A 17,627-nucleotide genomic window follows, 5' to 3' on the forward strand; every position below is an offset into this window, starting at 1 on the left:
CTGTCCCGGTTGCCCATCACGCACATGAGCAGGAGTTTTTCGTGAGCATCGACAAGCCCGAGGTCGACTTCCCCGTCGGTGAGCCCCCCACCGAGCTGCAGATCAAGGACATCTGGGAGGGTGACGGCGCCGTCGCCAAGGCGGGCGACTTCGTCAAGGTCCACTACGTGGGCGTGGCCTTCTCCACCGGCGAGGAGTTCGACGCCTCCTGGAACCGCGGCAACCCGCTGGAGTTCCAGCTCGGCGCCGGCCAGGTCATCTCCGGCTGGGACCAGGGCGTGCAGGGCATGAAGGTCGGCGGCCGGCGCGAGCTGACCATCCCGGCCCACCTGGCGTACGGCGACCGCGGCGCCGGCGGCGGCCGCATCGCCCCGGGCGAGACGCTGATCTTCGTCTGCGACCTGGTCTCGGTCTGAGCCGCCCCTGAGCCGCTCCCGGACGTGTCCGCGTCGGATCCAGGTCCGACCCACGTCCGACCGGAAGTGTCCGTCGAGGGCCCCTGCCAACCCCGGCAGGGGCCCTCGGCTTTTGCCACCACACCCCGGGGCGGTACGGTCGTCGACCGGGAGAGAGAAAGGGCGTCGATGGCCATTGCCAAGGCCGAGCGGCTGATGAATCTGGCGCTGTGTCTGCTCGGGACGAGGCGTCCGCTCAGCAAGCGTGAGCTGCGGGAGTCCATCGAGGCCTACGTCGAGGCCTTCGGGCCGGGGCCCGGCGCGGCCTTCGGACCGGGCCGGAGCGCGCTCTCCGGGTCGTCCGCCGGGTCCGAGGACTCCTTCAACCGCATGTTCGAGCGCGACAAGGACGACCTCCGCGAACTCGGCCTGGTCATCGAGACGGTGGAGAACCTGGACGGCGAGGTCGGCTATCTCGCCCGCCGCGACAGCAACCGGCTCCCGCCCATCACGCTCGACGCCGAGGAGGCCGCCGCCCTCGGCCTCGCCGCGAAGGTCTGGCAGCAGGCCCGGCTCGCGGGCGCGGCCAGCGGCGCCCTGCAGAAGCTGCGCGCCGCGGGCCTGCCCGAGGACGTGGACCCGTACGAGTCGCACGGCGCCCTGGAGCCGCACATCCCCGTGCACGAGGCGGCCTTCGAGCCGTTGATGCTCGCCTGCCGCGACCGGCGCCCCGTCGTGTTCGACTACCGCAAGGCCACCGCCGCGCGCCCCGAGCAGCGCCAGGTCGAGCCCTGGGCCCTGGAGTGCTGGCGCGGCCACTGGTATCTCGCGGGCTGGGACCGCGACCGGGAGGCCGAGCGCGTGTTCCGGCTCTCCCGCATCACCGGAAAGGTCCGCTCGCGCGCCGGGAAGTTCCGCGCCGAGGTGCCCGACGTGGTGACCGTGCGCGAGACCGTGGCGAGCTGGGCGGGGGAGCGGGCCGACGGCACCGCGCTGATCCGGCTGCGCAAGGGCGCCGGCTATCCGCTGCGCGCCAAGGCCGTCGCCGCCAGGGAACTCGGCGAGGGCTGGGACGAGTTGGAGATTCCGTACGGGCACGGCCTGGACGCCTGGCTGGTGGAGTTCGGGCCCGACGTGGTGGTCCTGGAGCCCGCCGAGCTGCGGGCGGACGTCGTGGACCGGCTGCGCGCCGTGGCCAAGGGCTGAGGGGAACGAAAGCGAGCAATGGCCACGAACGCCATCGACCAGACCAGGCGGATGCTGTCCCTGGTGACCTATCTGCGCGAGCGCCCGGGCGCCCGCGTCGCCGACGTGGCCCGTGCCTTCGGCATCACCCCCGACGAGCTGATCTCCGACCTGGACGTGCTTCCGCTGTGCGGGACCAGTTTCCGCGGCGGGGACCTGCTCGACATCGACACCGACGGCGACCGCATCTGGTGGCGCAACCCGGGTGCCCTCGGCGCGGACACGGCCGAGCCGCTGCGGCTCGCCGCCGACGAGGCCACGGCACTGCTCGTGGCCGCGCGCGCGGTCGCCACGCTGCCCGGACTGCGCGAGGGCGACCGGCTCGCGCTGCTCCGGGCCACGGCGAAGCTGGAGGAGGCCGCGGGTGAGGCGGCCGGGGCCAGCTCCCGGCTCTCGGTCACCTTCGAGTCCGAGGGCGGCGTCTTCGCCGACGTGGACCGCGCCATCTCCGAGCGGCGCAGACTCTGGATCCGCTACTACTCCCCGGCCCGCGACCAGCTCAGCGAGCGCGAGATCGACCCGATCCGGCTCGTCAGCGTCGGCCACACCTATGTGGAGGCGTGGTGCCGCCGCTCCGAGGCGCGCCGCACCTTCCGGCTCGACCGGGTCGCCGAGATCAAGATCCTGGACGAGCCGTCCGCACCGCCCGAGGTCGAGCTGCGGGACCTCTCCGCGGGCCTGGTGCAGCCCGCCGCCGAGGACCCCGAGGTCGTGGTGGAGGTCGGCCCCGGCGGCCGCTGGGTCGCCGAGTACTACCCGCACGACAGCGCGGACGAGCTGCCCGACGGCGGCCTGCGCATCACCCTGCGCACCCCCGACCCGGCCTCGCTGCGCCGTCTCGCCCTGCGCCTCGGCCGCGACGGCCGCATCGTCTCGCCGCAGGACCTGACGGACAGCGCACGGCGTGCGGCCCAGGAGGCGCTCGCGGCCTATGAAGAGGAGGAGGCCGAGGGGCACGTGGGGGAGCGCCCGGGCGGGGCCGGTGTCGCCGGAGCGTGACCGTGGCGCGGGTGGAGAACGGAACCGAGGAGAGATGCGCAGTATGTCACTGATGCCCCTTTCGCCCCAGTCGGTGGCCGCGGTTCTCTTCAAGGCCGCCTGCCCGGACTGCCGCGCCCGCTTCGAACTGTCCGCGGGGGCCCTCCGGTTGGCCATCGGCGCCAGCCGTCGTACGACCTTCTACTCCTTCACCTGCCCCGAGTGCGGCACCGCCGTCCGCAAGCCCGCGGGGGAGCGCATCGTCGAGCTGCTCACCGGGGGCGGGGTGCGGACACTGCGGCTGCACTCGACCGTCTAGGCTCGGCACATGTTCTGGGCGATGCTGGCGGTGGGCACGGGGTTCTGCGGACTCGCCGTCCTGAGTGTGTTCGCGATCAAGGTCTTCATCGAGGCGCAACGGCTCGGCCGGCAGGTGTCGGAGACCACCCGGCGGATCAACCGCGCCGCCGAGGATCTGGAGAAGGCCGCGACCGCCGTGGCCCACTCGGGCCGGGACCTCCGCTGACCGCCCGCCTGGGCCGGTCCTCCGCACGGGGCCGGGTGCGGCCTGTCAACTCCCCATACCCGGCAGGTACGCTGCTGAAGTGGTCCGAAATGTGAGGCGCGGGCCGCAACTGGGAGTATGCACGGGGATTGCCCTGCGTTTACTCCAGGGGGTTACGATCGCTGCCAAGCCCGGTGGTCGGACGACTGTCCGACACCCGGTCCCGAAATCTGACGCCTCGGTGAAGAAGGTAGACAGCTATGGGTAGGCTCGGCCCCACCGAGATCATCCTGATCCTCGTCATCCTGGTCCTGCTCTTCGGCGCGAAGAAGCTCCCGGACATGGCCCGGTCCCTCGGCAAGTCGGCACGCATCCTCAAGAGCGAGGCCAAGGCCATGAAGTCGGACGGCAAGCAGGACGAGAAGGCCCCGGCCGACCCGCCCGCGCCCGCCGACCAGAGCGCCCCGCAGCAGCAGCCCCGCACCATCCAGGCGGCCCCCGGCGACGTGACCAGCTCCCGTCCGGTCGCCGAGCCGACCGACCACACGACGCAGCGCTGATCCAAGGCCGGCTGCCACCGCCGGCCTGCCGCACGAGATGAGGACGTGGGTTGCTCAAGTCTGCCCGCAAGAAGGAGAGGGACCCCGAGGGGCGGATGCCCCTCGCGGACCATCTGCGCGAGCTCCGCAACCGGCTCGCGAAGGGGATGCTGGCGATCACGATCGTCGCGATCGTCGCCGCGTTCTACAGCGAGCAACTCATGGAGTTCCTCGCTGACCCCGTGCCCCGCTGCAAGGAGGGCATGTCGACGACCGGCGGTGAGTGCGCCACCGTCGCGTACACGGATCTCCTCTCGCCCTTCACCACGACGGTGAAGGTGTCCCTCATGGCGGGCATCATCGGGGCCAGCCCGATCTGGCTCTACCAGCTCTGGGCCTTCGTCGCGCCCGGACTGCACAAGAGCGAGCGCAAGTACACCTACGCCTTCGTGTCCGCGGCCGTGCCGCTGTTCTTCGGCGGCGCCTGGCTCGCGTACGTGATCATGCCCGTCAGCATCCGGGTGCTGCTCGGCATCACGCCCGAGGGCTCCGAGAACATCCTGCCGATGGACAAGATCCTCGACTTCAGCGTCAGGATGGTCCTGGTCTTCGGCGCCTCCTTCGAGCTGCCGCTGCTGCTCGTCATGCTCAACATGACCGGCATGGTCACCGGCCGCCGCATGCTCGGCTGGTGGCGCGGTGTCGTCATGGGCGTCTTCGTCTTCGGCGCGGTGGCGACCCCCACGACCGACCCCGTCGGCATGCTCGCGCTCGCCGGACCCATCGTGGTCCTGTACTTCCTCGCCGTCGGCTTCTCCGTCCTGAACGACCAACGCCGCCGACGCGCCGACCCGGACGCGGAACTCGACGACGACGAGGCGTCCGACCTCGACCTCACCCCCGAACCCGTCAACGGGAACGAGCCCGTCCCCGCCGCCAAGGCGCTCCCCGAGCAGACCGACGGCAGCGGCTCCGAGGGCCGCACGTCCCGGTACAACGGCTACGACGACGTCACCTGAGCGGCACGACGACACCACTCGGGCGCCGGGGCACTGAGCCCCACGACTGGTTGCGGCGCCGGACCGCTGTGTAGGGTCCGCCCGTGACCAGCGAGATCACCCTCTTCGTCAATCCCACCGCGGGCCGCGGCCGGGGCGCGCACGCCGCGCAGCCGGCCGCCGCCGCGCTGCGCGCCGCCGGATTCTCCGTACGGACCGTCATCGGCGAGGACGCCGGGGACGCGCTGCGCCGGGCCAGGACCGCCGTCGACGGGGGCACCGGCGCCCTGATAGCCGTCGGCGGCGACGGCATGGCGAGCCTCGCCCTGCAGGCCGTCGCCGGGACCCGCACGCCGCTCGGGGTGATCGCCGTCGGCACCGGCAACGACTTCGCGCGCGCCCTCGGCCTGCCCGTGCGGGACCCCGCCGCCGCGGGCGCCCTCGTCGCCGCGGCCCTGAAGGAGGAGCGGATCCGGGACGTCGACCTCGGGCGGGTCGGCGCGACCTGGTTCGGGACGGTGCTCGCCTCCGGGTTCGACTCGCGGGTCAACGACCGCGGCAACCGCATGCGCTGGCCCACCGGACGGTTCAAGTACGACCTCGCGATGCTCGCCGAACTGGCCGCGTTCAAGCCGGTGCCGTACCGCGTCACACTGGACGACGGCGTCGTCCACGAGGTCGACGCGACGCTCGTGGCGATCGGCAACGGCAGCTCGTACGGCGGTGGCATGCGGATCTGCGCCGACGCTGACATGAGCGACGGGCTCTTCGACGTGACCGTCGTCGGGGACTGCAGCCGCACCACGCTCCTGAAGGTCTTTCCGCGGGTCTACAAGGGCACGCATCTGGACCACCCGAAGGTCACCGTGCACCGGGCCGCGACGGTGCGGATCGAGGCGCAGGGCACTACCGGGTACGCGGACGGGGAGCGCCTCGGGGAGCTGCCGCTGACCGCCACCTGTGTGCCGGGGGCGGTGCGCGTCCTGGGGCCGTGAGCCGGTCCCGGCACCCGTGCCCCACCCGCCGCACGCCCGCGACCTGCGGATTCGCCCCGGTCCCGATAATGATCGTCCGTTGTCAGTGGTGGCCGGTAGGCTCGAAAGCACGATGACAGAGGACCTCTCACCGGCCGAGCGGTATGCGGCGGCGCGTCAGCGTGCCGCCGAGCAGGCCACCGCGCTCGCGTCCTTCCGCGAGATGTACGAATTCGGCCTCGACCCCTTCCAGATCGAGGCGTGCCAGGCGCTCGAAGCCGGCAAGGGCGTGCTCGTGGCCGCCCCCACGGGCTCCGGCAAGACGATCGTCGGCGAGTTCGCCGTGCACCTCGCCCTCCAGCAGGGCAAGAAGTGTTTCTACACCACGCCGATCAAGGCGCTCTCCAACCAGAAGTACGCGGACCTCGCCAAGCGGTACGGCGCGGACCAGGTGGGTTTGCTCACGGGCGACAACAGCGTCAACTCCGAGGCACCGGTGGTCGTGATGACCACCGAGGTCCTGCGGAACATGCTGTACGCGGGCTCCCAGTCCCTGCGCGGCCTCGGCTATGTGGTCATGGACGAGGTGCACTACCTCTCCGACCGCTTCCGCGGCGCCGTCTGGGAGGAAGTGATCATTCACCTCCCGGAGTCGGTCACGCTGGTGTCGCTCTCGGCCACGGTGTCGAACGCGGAGGAGTTCGGGGACTGGCTCGACACGGTCCGCGGTGACACCGAAGTGATCGTTTCCGAGCACCGCCCCGTGCCGCTGTTCCAGCACGTGCTCGCGGGCCGCCGGATGTACGACCTCTTCGAGGAGGGCGAGGGCCAGCGCAAGGCGGTCAACCCGGACCTGACCCGGATGGCCCGCCAGGAGGCCAGCCGGTCGTACAACCCGCGGGACCGCCGCAAGGGCAAGATGATCCGCGAGGCCGACCGCGAGCGGGAGCGCCGGTCGCGGTCGCGGATCTGGACCCCGGCCCGCCCCGAGGTCATCGAGCGCCTGGACGCGGAGGGCCTGCTTCCCGCCATCACGTTCATCTTCAGCCGCGCCGGCTGCGAGGCCGCCGTGCAGCAGTGCCTGTACGCGGGACTGCGCCTGAACGACGACGAGGCGCGCCTGCGGGTGCGTGAACTCGTCGAGGAGCGCACGGAGTCCATCCCGAACGAGGACCTCCACGTCCTCGGCTACTACGAATGGCTGGAGGGCCTGGAGCGCGGCATCGCCGCCCATCACGCGGGCATGCTGCCGACCTTCAAGGAGGTCGTGGAGGAGCTGTTCGTCCGCGGCCTGGTGAAGGCCGTGTTCGCCACCGAGACCCTCGCGCTCGGCATCAACATGCCCGCGCGCAGCGTCGTCCTGGAAAAGCTCGTGAAGTGGAACGGCGAACAGCACGCCGACATCACCCCGGGCGAGTACACCCAGCTGACCGGCCGCGCGGGCCGCCGCGGCATCGACGTCGAGGGCCATGCGGTCGTCCTGTGGCAGCGCGCCATGAGCCCCGAGCACCTGGCGGGCCTCGCGGGCACCCGCACCTACCCCCTGCGCTCCAGCTTCAAGCCGTCGTACAACATGGCGGTGAACCTGGTCGAGCAGTTCGGGCGGCACCGCTCGCGCGAGCTTCTTGAGACGTCCTTCGCGCAGTTCCAGGCCGACAAGTCGGTTGTCGGGATCTCCCGGCAGGTGCAGAAGAACGAGGAGGGCCTCGAGGGCTATCACGCCTCGATGACCTGCCACCTCGGGGACTTCGAGGAGTACGCGCGGCTGCGCCGCGAGCTGAAGGACCGCGAGAACGAACTGGCCAAGCAGGGCGCCAACCAGCGCCGTGCCGCCGCCGCTGCCGCCCTGGAGAAGCTGAAGCCGGGCGACGTGATCCATGTGCCGACCGGGAAGTACGCGGGCCTCGCGCTCGTGCTCGACCCGGGGCTGCCCGCGGGCCGCGCCAACGGCCACCGCGGCTTCGAGCACCAGGACGGGCCGCGCCCGCTGGTGCTCACCGCCGAGCGGCAGGTCAAGCGGCTGGCGTCGATGGACTTCCCGGTGCCCGTCGAGGCCGTGGAGCGGATGCGGATCCCGAAGTCGTTCAACGCGCGCTCCCCGCAGTCGCGCCGCGACCTCGCCTCCGCGCTCCGCACCAAGGCCGGGCACCTGGTGCCCGAGCGCCATCGCAAGGGCCGCGCGGCCGCCGCCGACGACCGCGAGATCTCCCGGCTGCGCGCCGAGCTGCGCGCGCACCCGTGCCACGGCTGCGACGAGCGCGAGGACCACGCCCGCTGGGCCGAGCGGTACTACCGCCTGCGCCGCGACACCCAGCAGCTGGAGCGGCGCATCGAGGGCCGCACCAACACCATCGCCCGCACCTTCGACCGCATCGTCGCCCTGCTCACCGAGCTGGACTATCTGCGCGGCGACGAGGTCACCGAACACGGCAAGCGCCTCGCCCGGCTGTACGGCGAACTGGACCTGCTGGCCAGCGAATGCCTGCGCGCCCGGGTCTGGGAGGGCCTTGGTCCCGCCGAACTGGCGGCGTGCGTCTCGGCGTTGGTGTACGAGGCCCGGGTCGGCGACGACGCGCTCGCACCCAAGCTGCCCTCCGGCGGGGCCAAGGCGGCGCTCGGCGAGATGGTCCGCATCTGGGGGCGGCTCGACGCCCTCGAGGAGGAGTTCAAGATCAGCCAGGCCGAGGGCGTGGGGCAGCGCGAGCCCGACCTCGGCTTCGCCTGGGCGGCGTACATGTGGGCGAGCGGCAAGGGCCTCGACGAGGTGCTGCGCGAGGCCGAGATGCCGGCCGGTGACTTCGTGCGCTGGTGCAAGCAGGTCATCGACGTGCTCGGGCAGATCTCGGCGGCGGCGCCGCGCGAGGACAGCACGGTCGGCAAGAACGCGCGCAAGGCGGTGGAGCAGCTGCTGCGCGGTGTGGTGGCGTACAGCTCCGTCGGCTGACGTACATCGGCTGACGCACATCAGCTCTGGGGCGGCCCCTGCCGGGTGAAACCGGCGGGGGCCTTCTTCGTGCCCGCGCTTGTGCCGGGGCGCCGCGTGCCCCCTGATCGTCACTGCGTGCAGCGCTCCGGTCGCCATGCGTGCAAATGGGGCTGAGTGTATGCCTGTCGGCGGGCGCTCGCAGAGGGTTGCCGAATATGACTCCAGCGTGATGCGAGCGGACTAAGCTCGCCCGAAGCGCGGCGAGTTGAACGAGTTGCGACGGATTCGCGCGCTTGTTCCCAGATATTCGAAAGTTCGTTTTCTCGCGTGGGTCCGAACCCGGCGGAAGACGCGCCATACATCACACGCCTTCATACCCCCCACATCGATCACATGCACCACCTGCATTACCAGCGTCACCCCCGTACACATCCCCAACTTCCTCCCCCAAGACGAGTGTTCAGAGGGCATACATGGTGAGTGTTCAATCGCCTCCCGGTGGCCGAGAAGTCCCTTACGCACGCGTGCTGTTGCTGCCCGCCATGGTCATGGCAGCGGCGACGGGAGCCGCCGTCGCCGCGGTGACCGAACCGGCCCGGATCGCGGTCGGCTGGTGCGGTGCCATCGCCACGCTCGTGGTCGTCGCCGTCGGCGCCGAGGCCGCGCGCCGCGGCCGCGTCATCCGGGACCTGCACCGGAGCCACGCGAAGCAGACCGCCCACCTCCAGCGCCGCATCGAGACCCACGACGAGGACACCGTCCGGCTCGGCCGCGACCTGCTGCCGGAGACCCTCTACCGGGTCCGGCAGGGCGAGGCGCCCTCGGAGGTCATCCGGCACGTCATCGACGGCGACGCGACCAACTGCCGACTGCCACAGGCCCAGCGCATCCTGCTCCGCTCCATCCTGGACGTCCTCGACCGCGAGGAGGCCATGCGGGAGAACTCGCAGCGCGCCTTCGTCAACATCGCGCGCCGCGTGCAGTCCATCGTCCACCAGCAGGCCGCGGAACTGCGTGACATGGAGGAGTTCCACGGGCGCAACCCCGAGGTCTTCGACGACCTGCTGCGCATCGACCACGGCACGGCCCTCATCGGCCGCCTCGCCGACTCCATCACCGTGCTCGGCGGCGCCCGCCCGGGACGTCAGTGGCCGAGGCCGGTACCGCTGTTCAGCGTGTTGCGCGGCGCCATGTCCAGGATCCTGGAGTACCAGCGCGTCGACCTGCACTCCATCGCCAAGGTCAATATCCACGGCACCAAGGTGGAGCCCCTGATCCACGCCTGCGCCGAACTGCTCGACAACGCCACGCGCTACTCGCCGCCGCAGACCCGGGTGCACGTCACCGCGGTCGAGGTGCAGACGGGCATCGCCGTGGAGATCGAGGACGGCGGCGTCAGCCTCAGCGAGGAGGCCCGCGCCCGGGCCGAGCGGATGCTGGAGAAGGCCCAGCAGGGCATGGACCTGAACGACCTGGGCGAGACGCCACGCCTCGGCATGGCCGTCGTCGGGCGCCTCTCGCAGATGTACAACCTCCAGGTGTCGCTCAGGCAGTCCGCGTACGGCGGCGTGCGCGCCGTCCTCATCGTGCCGCGCGACATGCTCACCACCGAGGCCGCGCCGGGCCTCGCGCACGGCATCGGCGCCTCCGCCGTGCCGCGCGTGAACGCCGACGGCACGATCATCGAAGAGGCCCGTGACATCCGCCGCAAGAAGCCGCGCAAGGTCACCACGGTGCCCCGCCCCTCCATGCCGCTCTCGGTGTCCATGGAGGACGAGATCCCCGAAGTCACCGAGTGGACGGCCAACGGCCTTCCGCAGCGCAGGAGTCGCGTCAAGATGTCGCTCAGCGAGCGCTACGCGCAGGAGGCCGAGGCCCAGCGCCGCGCCGAGGCGGCCATGGCCGCCGCCCCGCCGCCACCGCCGCCGCCCGCCCCGAAGGAGGAGAAGGAACCCGGTCTGTGGATCGAGGCCTTCATGAAGGGCGTCAACGGCGAGGACCCGACCGCGGGCGACCGCCCCGGCGACCCTGCGGCCCAGCGACAGGTCCGCAATCAGAACGACCACGGCAGCACCGACAACGCCGATGAGGGGGGCTGGAAGTGATCCAGCAGCGGGCCAACTTCGACTGGATGCTCAAGGAGCTCGCCGACGGCGTGCACGGCACCCGGCAGATCGTGGTGCTCTCCGCCGACGGGCTGCGCATCGCGCGCCACGGCGGCGACCCGGACGCCGCCGACCGGCTCGCGGCGGCCTGCGCGGGGCTGCAGAGCCTCGCCGCCGCCGTGGCCACCGAGATCCCGGAGAGCGACGGCACCATGCGGATGGTGATCATCGAGGTCGACTGCGGCTACTTCTACATGATGGCCGCGGGCGCCGGGGCCTATCTCGCCGTGCTCGCCGAGGAGACCGTCGACGCGGGACTCATCGGCAACCGCATGCGGGACCTGGTCGTCCGGATCGGCGCGCACCTCACGAGCCCGCCGCGGCGAGACGGGCAGGCCGTATGACTCATCCGCTACACCCCCCGCAAGGCGATGAACCCGATGCCCGCTTCCAGGCGGACGTGCCGGTCCGACGTGAACGCCGCAGCCCCGAGAACCCCGAGCGGCTGTACATCCTCACCGGCGAGGACTCCGAACGGGCACCCCTCGACCTGGTCACGCTGATCGTCGCCAAAGGCGATCCCTCCCCGACGGCACAGCCCGAACAGTCCGCCGTGGTGCGGCTGTGCCGGACGCCGCTGTCCGTCGCGGAGCTGTCGGCCTACATGGCCCTGCCGTTCAGCGTGGTGACCGTGGTCCTGACGGACATGCTCGCGGCGGACTTAGTGCTGGCGCGCGCCCCCATCGTGCGCTCCGCGCTCCCCGACCGTTCCCTTCTCGAAGCGGTGATGCATGGACTTCAAAAGCTCTGACACGCTCACCTCCGGCGCGATCACAGGCCCCCGCGCGCAGGACGTCCTGCCCGCCACGGCCACGGCCGCCGTGAAGGTCGTCATCGTGGGCGGGTTCGGAGTCGGCAAGACGACGATGGTGGGCTCGGTCAGCGAGATCCGTCCGCTGACCACCGAGGAGACCATGACGCAGGCCGGCATCGGCGTCGACGACAACTACGGCTCCGAGACCAAGACCGCCACGACCGTCGCGATGGACTTCGGCCGGATCAGCATCTCCGACGAGCTGGTGCTCTATCTGTTCGGCACCCCGGGCCAGGAGCGGTTCTGGTTCCTGTGGAACGGCCTCTTCGAGGGAGCGCTCGGCGCCGTCGTCCTGATCGACACCCGCCGCCTGCAGGTCAGCTTCGACGTGATCGGACGCCTGGAGGAGAAGGGCGTGCCGTTCATCATCGCCGTCAACGACTTCCCCGACGCGCCGCGGCACCCGATGGACGCCCTGCGCAGGGCGCTCGACCTGGAGCAGGGCGTGCCGATCGTGCACTGCGACGCCCGGCACCGGGCCTCCAGCAGGGACACCCTGATGACGCTCATGCGCTATCTGCACTCCCTCGCCGTGGCCAAGGCCTGAGCCCGCCCCCGCCATCCGCACGCCCACCCCCCCCGCCATCCGCACCCCCGGAACCTCACCACCCGGACCTCTCACCACCCGGACCTCTCACCACCCCGGAACCTTCACGACCCCGGAGCCACCACCGTGACGACTCCCTCCCGGCACTCCCCCTACTCCGCATCGAGCCCCGGCACCGACCCCGCCGCCGCCCCGCCCCCCGGCTGCCCCGCCCACCAGTCCTCCGGCTTCGGCCGCGACGGAATGCGCCGCCTGTACGGCCCCGAGGCGGACCAGGACCTCGCGGGCGTCTACGAGAAGCTGCGCGCCGAACACGGCCCGGTGGCCCCGGCGCTGCTCCACAACGACGTCCGCGTCTGGGCGGTGCTCGGCCACAGCGAGAACCTGCACATGGTCCGCACGCCGTCCCAGTACACCCGCGACTCCCGTGTGTGGAGCGCGGTCCGGGACGGCACAGCGGGCCCCGACCACCCGCTCGCACCCGTGTTCAGCTGGCAGCCGATGGCCTCCTTCGTCGAGGGCGCCGAACACCAGCGGCTGCGCGGCGCGGTCACCGGCGCCATGGCGGGCCTCGACCACCGCGGCATCCGCCGCCACATCAACCGCTACAGCAACAAACTCCTCAACGACATCTGCGAGACCGGCGAGGCCGACCTGGTCAGCCAGTTCGCCGAGCATCTGCCGATGATGGTGATGCTGCACGTCCTCGGCATGCCCGAGGACTACAGCGAGCGCATGGTGCAGGCGGCCCGCGACATGATCAAGGGCACCGAGACGGCCATCGCCAGCAACGCGTACGTGATGGAGGCTCTCACCCGGCACGTCGTGCGCCGCCGCGCCCAGCCCGAGGAGGACTTCACCAGCGCCCTCATCGCCCAGCCCGCGCAGCTCACCGACGACGAGGTCGCCGCCCATCTGCGCCTGGTGCTCATCGCCGCCTACGAGGCCACGGCGAACCTCATCGCGAACGTGCTGCGGATGGTCCTCACCGACCCGCGCTTCCGTGCCCAGCTCAGCGGCGGCCAGATGACCGTGCCCGAGGCGGTCGAGCAGTCGCTCTGGGACGAGCCGCCGTTCAGCGCCATGGTCGGCTACTTCGCCAAGCAGGACACCCAGCTCGGCGGCCAGCAGATCAAGGCGGGCGACGGACTGCTGCTCGGCATCCAGCCGGGCAACGTCGACCCCGTCGTGCGCCCCGACCTGTCCGCCAACATGCAGGGCAACCGCTCCCACCTCGCGTTCAGCGGCGGGCCGCACGAGTGCCCCGGCCAGGACATCGGGCGCGCCATCGCCGACACCGGCGTGGACGCGCTGCTCATGCGGCTGCCCGACGTCGAACTCCGCGTGGACGAGCGGGAGCTGAGCTGGCGCTCGTCGATCCTGTCGCGGCATCTGGTGGCGCTGCCGGTGCAGTTCGGCAAGCGGCCGCCGCAGGACGTCACGGCCCGGCCGATGTCGCACGTGCCGACGCCGCGCAAGCACTGGGAGGTGACGTCCCCGGCGCCGCGGCCCGAGGTGCCGGCCGAGGCGCCGCAGCCGGTCGCCGCCGCCGCCCCGGCCGCGGAACCGGCGGCCGCGCCGGTCCGGCGCAAGGGCGCCTGGCGGCGCTTCCTGGAGTGGTGGCGGGGCTACTGAGCCCGTGCGCTCACCGGCTCACTCGTCGCGCGCCGACCCGGCCCACGTGTCGTACGCGGACCAGGCTGCCAGCGAGCGCCCGCTCTCGAAGCGGCGCGCGGCGCCCGTCACGGGGTCGGTGAACTCCAGGACCCGGGCGAGGAGTTGCAGGGGGCGCCGGAAGTCGTCCGGCGCCCCCTGCGGGCGCACCTCGGGGTAGAGCGGATCGCCCAGGATGGGCAGGCCGATGGCGTTCATGTGGACGCGGAGCTGGTGGGTGCGGCCGGTGTGCGGGAGCAGCCGGTAGCGCGCCAGACGGCCGTCGTGCTCGACGAGTTCGACGCGGCTCTCGCTGTTCGGCTCGGCGCCGGGGACCTCGTAGGCCGCGAGGACGCCCCGCTCCTTGACGATGTGGCTGCGCACGGTGCGGGGCAGGTCCACCGCGGGGTCGTACGCGGCCACGGCCTCGTACTCCTTGTGCACCCTGCGGTCGCTGAACAGGGTCTGGTAGGCGCCGCGTTCCCCGGGGCGCACCGTGAACAGGAGGAGTCCGGCGGTGAGTCGGTCCAGGCGGTGGGCGGCGCCGAGCGCGGGGATGCCGAGCCGGTCGCGCAGCCGGGCGAGGGCGGTCTCGGCGATGTGGCTGCCGCGCGGCATCGTGGCGAGGAAGTGCGGCTTGTCGGCGACGACGATGTGCTCGTCGCGGTACACGACGTCGATGCTGTCCGGCACCCGGGGCTCCTCCGGCAGGTCCCGGTGGAACCACAGGTAGGCGCCCGGGACGTACGGCGCGTCCGGTGCCACGGGCCCGCCGTCGGCGCCGACGACCCGGCCCTCGCTCAGCATCGCGTCGACCACGCCGGGCGGCGCCGAGAGCCGGTCGACGAGATGGTCCCGTACGGTCGTCCACGCCACGTCGTCCGGCAGCCGGACCCGCACGGGGTCGACGCCGTCGCGCTGCGGCAGGGGAGCGGGCGGAGTGCGGCGTCTGCGGGTCACACCGGGCAAGCGTACGGGGCGCGGTGGCGGCGGGGCGGCCGCGTGCCCGGCCCGGAAACTCGCTGTCCTGTGCGGCGGCCGCGCTGCACGATGACGGCATGCCTTACAAGATCCCGAACGTGGTGGAGTCCGGTACCTTCGCGGGCCGGGCGCAACCGACCCTTCCCGCCGTCGGCGGACTGCTGCTGCGCCCCTGGGCGCCCAAGGACGCGCCCGCCGTGTACGAGGCGTTCCAGGACCCGGTGCTGCAGCGGTGGCACGCGCGCGTGGCCGACTCCGAGGACGAGGCCCGCGAGTGGATCGAGGGCTGGCGCGCGGACTGGACCGAGGAGCGGACCGCGACCTGGGCGGTGGTGGACGCGGCCACCGACGAGGTGGCGGGCCGGGTCGCCCTGCGCGAGATCGTCTTCTCCGACGGCCAGGCGGAGATGGCCTACTGGACGCTGCCCCGCGCCCAGGGTCGCGGTGTCGCGCCCCGCGCGGTGACCGCCCTCGCCCACTGGGCGCTGGACGTGGTCGGCCTGCACCGCCTGGAGCTCTACCACGCCACCGCCAACGAGGCGTCGTGCCGGGTGGCCCTGAAGACCGGCTTCGCCCCGGAGGGCACGAAGCGGAGCGCGGTGCTGCACGAGGACGGCTGGCACGACATGCATCTGCACGCGCGGATCAAGGGGGACGGGGCGGGCGCGGCGCGTTGAGGCAGCGCGTGCGTGGCCCGCGCGCCTGAGGGCGGCCACCCCCGACCGGGGCGGCCGCCCTCAGGCGGCGTGACGCACCGGCACCGCGTACCGACGACGCCGACAACGCCGACCGCGCCGACAACGCGCGAAGGCGCACCTGGTGCCGACGCGGCCCCTACGCCGCTTTCTGCTCCTGCTCCGCCTCCACCTGCGCGTTCCACTCCGGCTTCGAGGCCTGCCAGCCGTCCTCGTTGTGGCCGAGGCGCCAGTAGCCGGAGACGGAGAGGCGTTCGCGCGGGACCTGGTGCTCGACGCGCAGGACGCGACGCAACTCCTTCACGAAGCCCGCCTCGCCGTGCACGAAGGCCTGCACGTCACCGGCGGGGAAGTCGAGCGCGCGGACCGCCTCGACCAGGGCCTGGCCGACGGGACGCTCGCCCCGGTGCAGCCAGACGACCTCCGCGTGCGTGTCGATCTGCTGCTCCTCGTCGGGGCCCTCGACCTCCACGAAGGCGCGCACGTCGGCGCCCTCGGGCAGGGACTCCAGGGCGGCGGCGATGGCGGGCAGCGCGCTCTCGTCACCGGCGATCAGGTGCCAGTCGGCGGTGGGGTCGGGGGCGTACGCGCCGCCGGGGCCGAGCATGCGGACCGTCTCGCCGGGGCGGACGCTGCGCGCCCAGGGCCCGGCGAGGCCCTCGTCGCCGTGGATGACGAAGTCGAGGGCGAGCTCGCGGGCCTTGGGGTCCCACCAGCGCACGGTGTACGTGCGCGTCACGGGCCACTGCTCGCGCGGCAGTTCCTCGCGGATCCGCTGGATGTCGAAGGGTTCCGGATACGTCACCCCGGCGGGCGCGAAGAGCAGCTTCACGTAGTGGTCCGTGCAGTCCCCGGCCGTGAATTCCGCCAGGCCCTCGCCGCCGACGACCACGCGCCGCATGTGTGGTGTCAGCTGCTCGGTGCGCACGACCTGCGCGATGTGGGGCTTGGGAGTCCTGCGTGCGGGTCGCTCTGCCATGGCGTCGGCCTTCCCCTGAAACACAAATTGGTTAGGTAAGCCTAACCTAGCAGCTCGTCGTGGCGGCGCGGATAGGCCATTGGGGCAGTGCGGAGAGCGCGCGGGCAGGGCGACGAGCTCACCGGGCCAGGACCGACAGGAGCCGGTGCACGGCCCCGCCGAGCCCCCACCGGGTCGCGAGATCCTCCAGTGCGGCCGGATCGCGCGGCTCGCGCGGCACCGCGACGTCCACGTCCGGCAGCGGCACGTCGCTCGCGACCCGGACCACCTTCGGGGCCACGGCCACATAGGCGCGGGACTCGTCCAGGCGCTTGCGCTGCGACGGCGTGAGCTTGGACCGGGGGTCGTCGACCGCCGCCATGATCCCGGCCAGGTCGCCGTACGCGTCGAGCAGCTTGGCCGCGGTCTTCTCGCCGATGCCCGGCACCCCGGGGAGGCCGTCGCTCGGGTCGCCGCGCAACAGGGCGAGGTCCACATAGCCGGGGCCGTCCACGCCGTACTTCCCGCGCAGCCACGCCTCGTCGGTCACCTGAAGGGTGCCCACTCCCTTCAAGGGGTAGAGGACGCGGATGCCGCGGGCGTCGTCCACGAGCTGGTACAGGTCGCGGTCGCCCGTGATGATGTCGACCGAGCCCGTGGCCCGCGCCGCGTACGTCCCGATCACGTCGTCGGCCTCGTACGCCGCCACGCCCACGCGGGCGATGCCGAGGGCGTCCAGGACGTCCTCGATGACGGGGACCTGGGGGGAGAGGGTGTCGGGGATCTCCTCGGCGTCCGGGTCCGGGGTGCCCGCGGGGGCCTCCTCGGCGACGCGGTGCGCCTTGTACGAGGGGATGAGCTCCACGCGCCAGTGCGGGCGCCAGTCCGCGTCCATGCAGGCGACCAGGTCGTCGGGGTCGTGGTCCTGGACGAGGCGGGTGATGAATTCGAGCAGGCCGCGCACCGCGTTCACCGGGGTGCCGTCCGGGGCCCGCACCGACTCGGGGACCCCGAAGTAGGCCCGGAAGTACAAGGACGCCGTGTCGAGCAGCATCAGCCGCCGCGTTGCTTGAGTCACGTGCGCATCATGCCGCACGGCACTGACAGGAACAGTCGAAGAACAGTGGTGAATGTGACCTGGGCCACTCTTGAGTTTGGGTCCTGTAAGCGTGGGAAGGCGCGCACGCGGAGCGAACCCGGTCGAGTTTTCAACTTCTTGACGGGCAAGCGGGCAGACCCGCGTCGCTCCACGGC

18 protein-coding genes are annotated in these 17,627 nt (G+C 72.0%); 15 read left to right on the forward strand and 3 right to left on the reverse strand.

Annotated elements, in window-relative coordinates:
- The first annotated feature begins 41 nt into the window (after positions 1-41).
- The 14 genes from OO63_RS01135 (at position 42) to OO63_RS01200 (ending at position 13,721) form a co-directional block, all read left to right on the forward strand.
- Positions 42-416, forward strand: a complete 375-nt coding sequence (locus OO63_RS01135; protein ID WP_030356249.1) for an FKBP-type peptidyl-prolyl cis-trans isomerase — start codon at positions 42-44, stop codon at positions 414-416.
- Between the two features lie 168 nt (positions 417-584).
- The gene (locus OO63_RS01140; RefSeq protein WP_030356250.1) at positions 585-1,601 is read left to right on the forward strand and encodes a helix-turn-helix transcriptional regulator; all 1,017 of its coding nucleotides are present in this window, start codon (positions 585-587) and stop codon (positions 1,599-1,601) included.
- Between the two features lie 18 nt (positions 1,602-1,619).
- Entirely contained in the window at positions 1,620-2,639 is a 1,020-nt protein-coding gene (locus OO63_RS01145; RefSeq protein WP_033263662.1) for a helix-turn-helix transcriptional regulator, read from the forward strand.
- A gap of 34 nt (positions 2,640-2,673) precedes the next feature.
- Entirely contained in the window at positions 2,674-2,937 is a 264-nt protein-coding gene (locus OO63_RS01150; protein ID WP_030356252.1) for a hypothetical protein, read from the forward strand.
- 9 nt (positions 2,938-2,946) lie between these two features.
- The gene (locus tag OO63_RS01155; protein WP_030356253.1) at positions 2,947-3,144 is read left to right on the forward strand and encodes a hypothetical protein; all 198 of its coding nucleotides are present in this window, start codon (positions 2,947-2,949) and stop codon (positions 3,142-3,144) included.
- A 239-nt stretch (positions 3,145-3,383) separates the two neighbouring features.
- Positions 3,384-3,683: a Sec-independent protein translocase subunit TatA gene (gene tatA, locus OO63_RS01160; protein ID WP_030356254.1), complete on the forward strand. Its 300-nt coding sequence runs from the start codon at positions 3,384-3,386 to the stop codon at positions 3,681-3,683.
- 50 nt (positions 3,684-3,733) lie between these two features.
- Positions 3,734-4,681 (forward strand): twin-arginine translocase subunit TatC, encoded by a 948-nt coding sequence (gene tatC, locus OO63_RS01165; RefSeq protein WP_030356255.1) that lies wholly within the window; start codon positions 3,734-3,736, stop codon positions 4,679-4,681.
- A gap of 83 nt (positions 4,682-4,764) precedes the next feature.
- Positions 4,765-5,655 (forward strand): diacylglycerol kinase, encoded by an 891-nt coding sequence (locus OO63_RS01170; protein WP_030356256.1) that lies wholly within the window; start codon positions 4,765-4,767, stop codon positions 5,653-5,655.
- A 112-nt stretch (positions 5,656-5,767) separates the two neighbouring features.
- Entirely contained in the window at positions 5,768-8,578 is a 2,811-nt protein-coding gene (locus tag OO63_RS01175) for a DEAD/DEAH box helicase (protein WP_030356257.1), read from the forward strand.
- A 455-nt stretch (positions 8,579-9,033) separates the two neighbouring features.
- Positions 9,034-10,665 carry an ATP-binding protein gene (locus OO63_RS01180; protein WP_030356258.1) on the forward strand — a complete coding sequence of 544 codons (1,632 nt, stop codon included), beginning with the start codon at positions 9,034-9,036 and terminating at the stop codon, positions 10,663-10,665.
- Positions 10,662-11,069, forward strand: a complete 408-nt coding sequence (locus OO63_RS01185; protein ID WP_030356259.1) for a roadblock/LC7 domain-containing protein — start codon at positions 10,662-10,664, stop codon at positions 11,067-11,069. Before OO63_RS01180 ends, OO63_RS01185 begins: the two co-directional genes overlap by 4 nt.
- The gene (locus tag OO63_RS01190) at positions 11,066-11,476 is read left to right on the forward strand and encodes a DUF742 domain-containing protein (protein ID WP_078618736.1); all 411 of its coding nucleotides are present in this window, start codon (positions 11,066-11,068) and stop codon (positions 11,474-11,476) included. The genes OO63_RS01185 and OO63_RS01190 overlap by 4 nt, the downstream gene beginning before the upstream one ends.
- On the forward strand, positions 11,457-12,086 hold the full coding sequence (locus tag OO63_RS01195) for a GTP-binding protein (RefSeq protein ID WP_030356261.1): 630 nt from the start codon (positions 11,457-11,459) through the stop codon (positions 12,084-12,086). The genes OO63_RS01190 and OO63_RS01195 overlap by 20 nt, the downstream gene beginning before the upstream one ends.
- A gap of 126 nt (positions 12,087-12,212) precedes the next feature.
- Complete coding sequence (locus OO63_RS01200) at positions 12,213-13,721, forward strand: cytochrome P450 (RefSeq protein WP_033263665.1); 1,509 nt, start codon at positions 12,213-12,215, stop codon at positions 13,719-13,721.
- An 18-nt stretch (positions 13,722-13,739) separates the two neighbouring features.
- Here OO63_RS01200 and OO63_RS01205 read toward each other — a convergent pair whose 3' ends face one another.
- Positions 13,740-14,699 (reverse strand): RluA family pseudouridine synthase, encoded by a 960-nt coding sequence (locus tag OO63_RS01205; protein ID WP_030356263.1) that lies wholly within the window; start codon positions 14,697-14,699, stop codon positions 13,740-13,742.
- A gap of 98 nt (positions 14,700-14,797) precedes the next feature.
- Between OO63_RS01205 and OO63_RS01210 the strand changes: the two genes are divergently transcribed.
- Positions 14,798-15,397: a GNAT family N-acetyltransferase gene (locus tag OO63_RS01210; RefSeq protein ID WP_030356264.1), complete on the forward strand. Its 600-nt coding sequence runs from the start codon at positions 14,798-14,800 to the stop codon at positions 15,395-15,397.
- 157 nt (positions 15,398-15,554) lie between these two features.
- On the opposite strand, the gene OO63_RS01215 is transcribed toward OO63_RS01210, so the two are convergent.
- Both OO63_RS01215 and OO63_RS01220 read right to left on the reverse strand, forming a co-directional pair.
- The gene (locus tag OO63_RS01215) at positions 15,555-16,394 is read right to left on the reverse strand and encodes a siderophore-interacting protein (RefSeq protein WP_030356265.1); all 840 of its coding nucleotides are present in this window, start codon (positions 16,392-16,394) and stop codon (positions 15,555-15,557) included.
- Positions 16,395-16,512: 118 nt separating this feature from the next.
- Positions 16,513-17,427, reverse strand: a complete 915-nt coding sequence (locus OO63_RS01220) for a 5'-3' exonuclease (RefSeq protein WP_030356266.1) — start codon at positions 17,425-17,427, stop codon at positions 16,513-16,515.
- Positions 17,428-17,627 lie beyond the last annotated feature (200 nt).

Source organism: Streptomyces alboflavus (assembly GCF_000716675.1).
In the GTDB taxonomy this organism is placed as follows: domain Bacteria; phylum Actinomycetota; class Actinomycetes; order Streptomycetales; family Streptomycetaceae; genus Streptomyces; species Streptomyces alboflavus.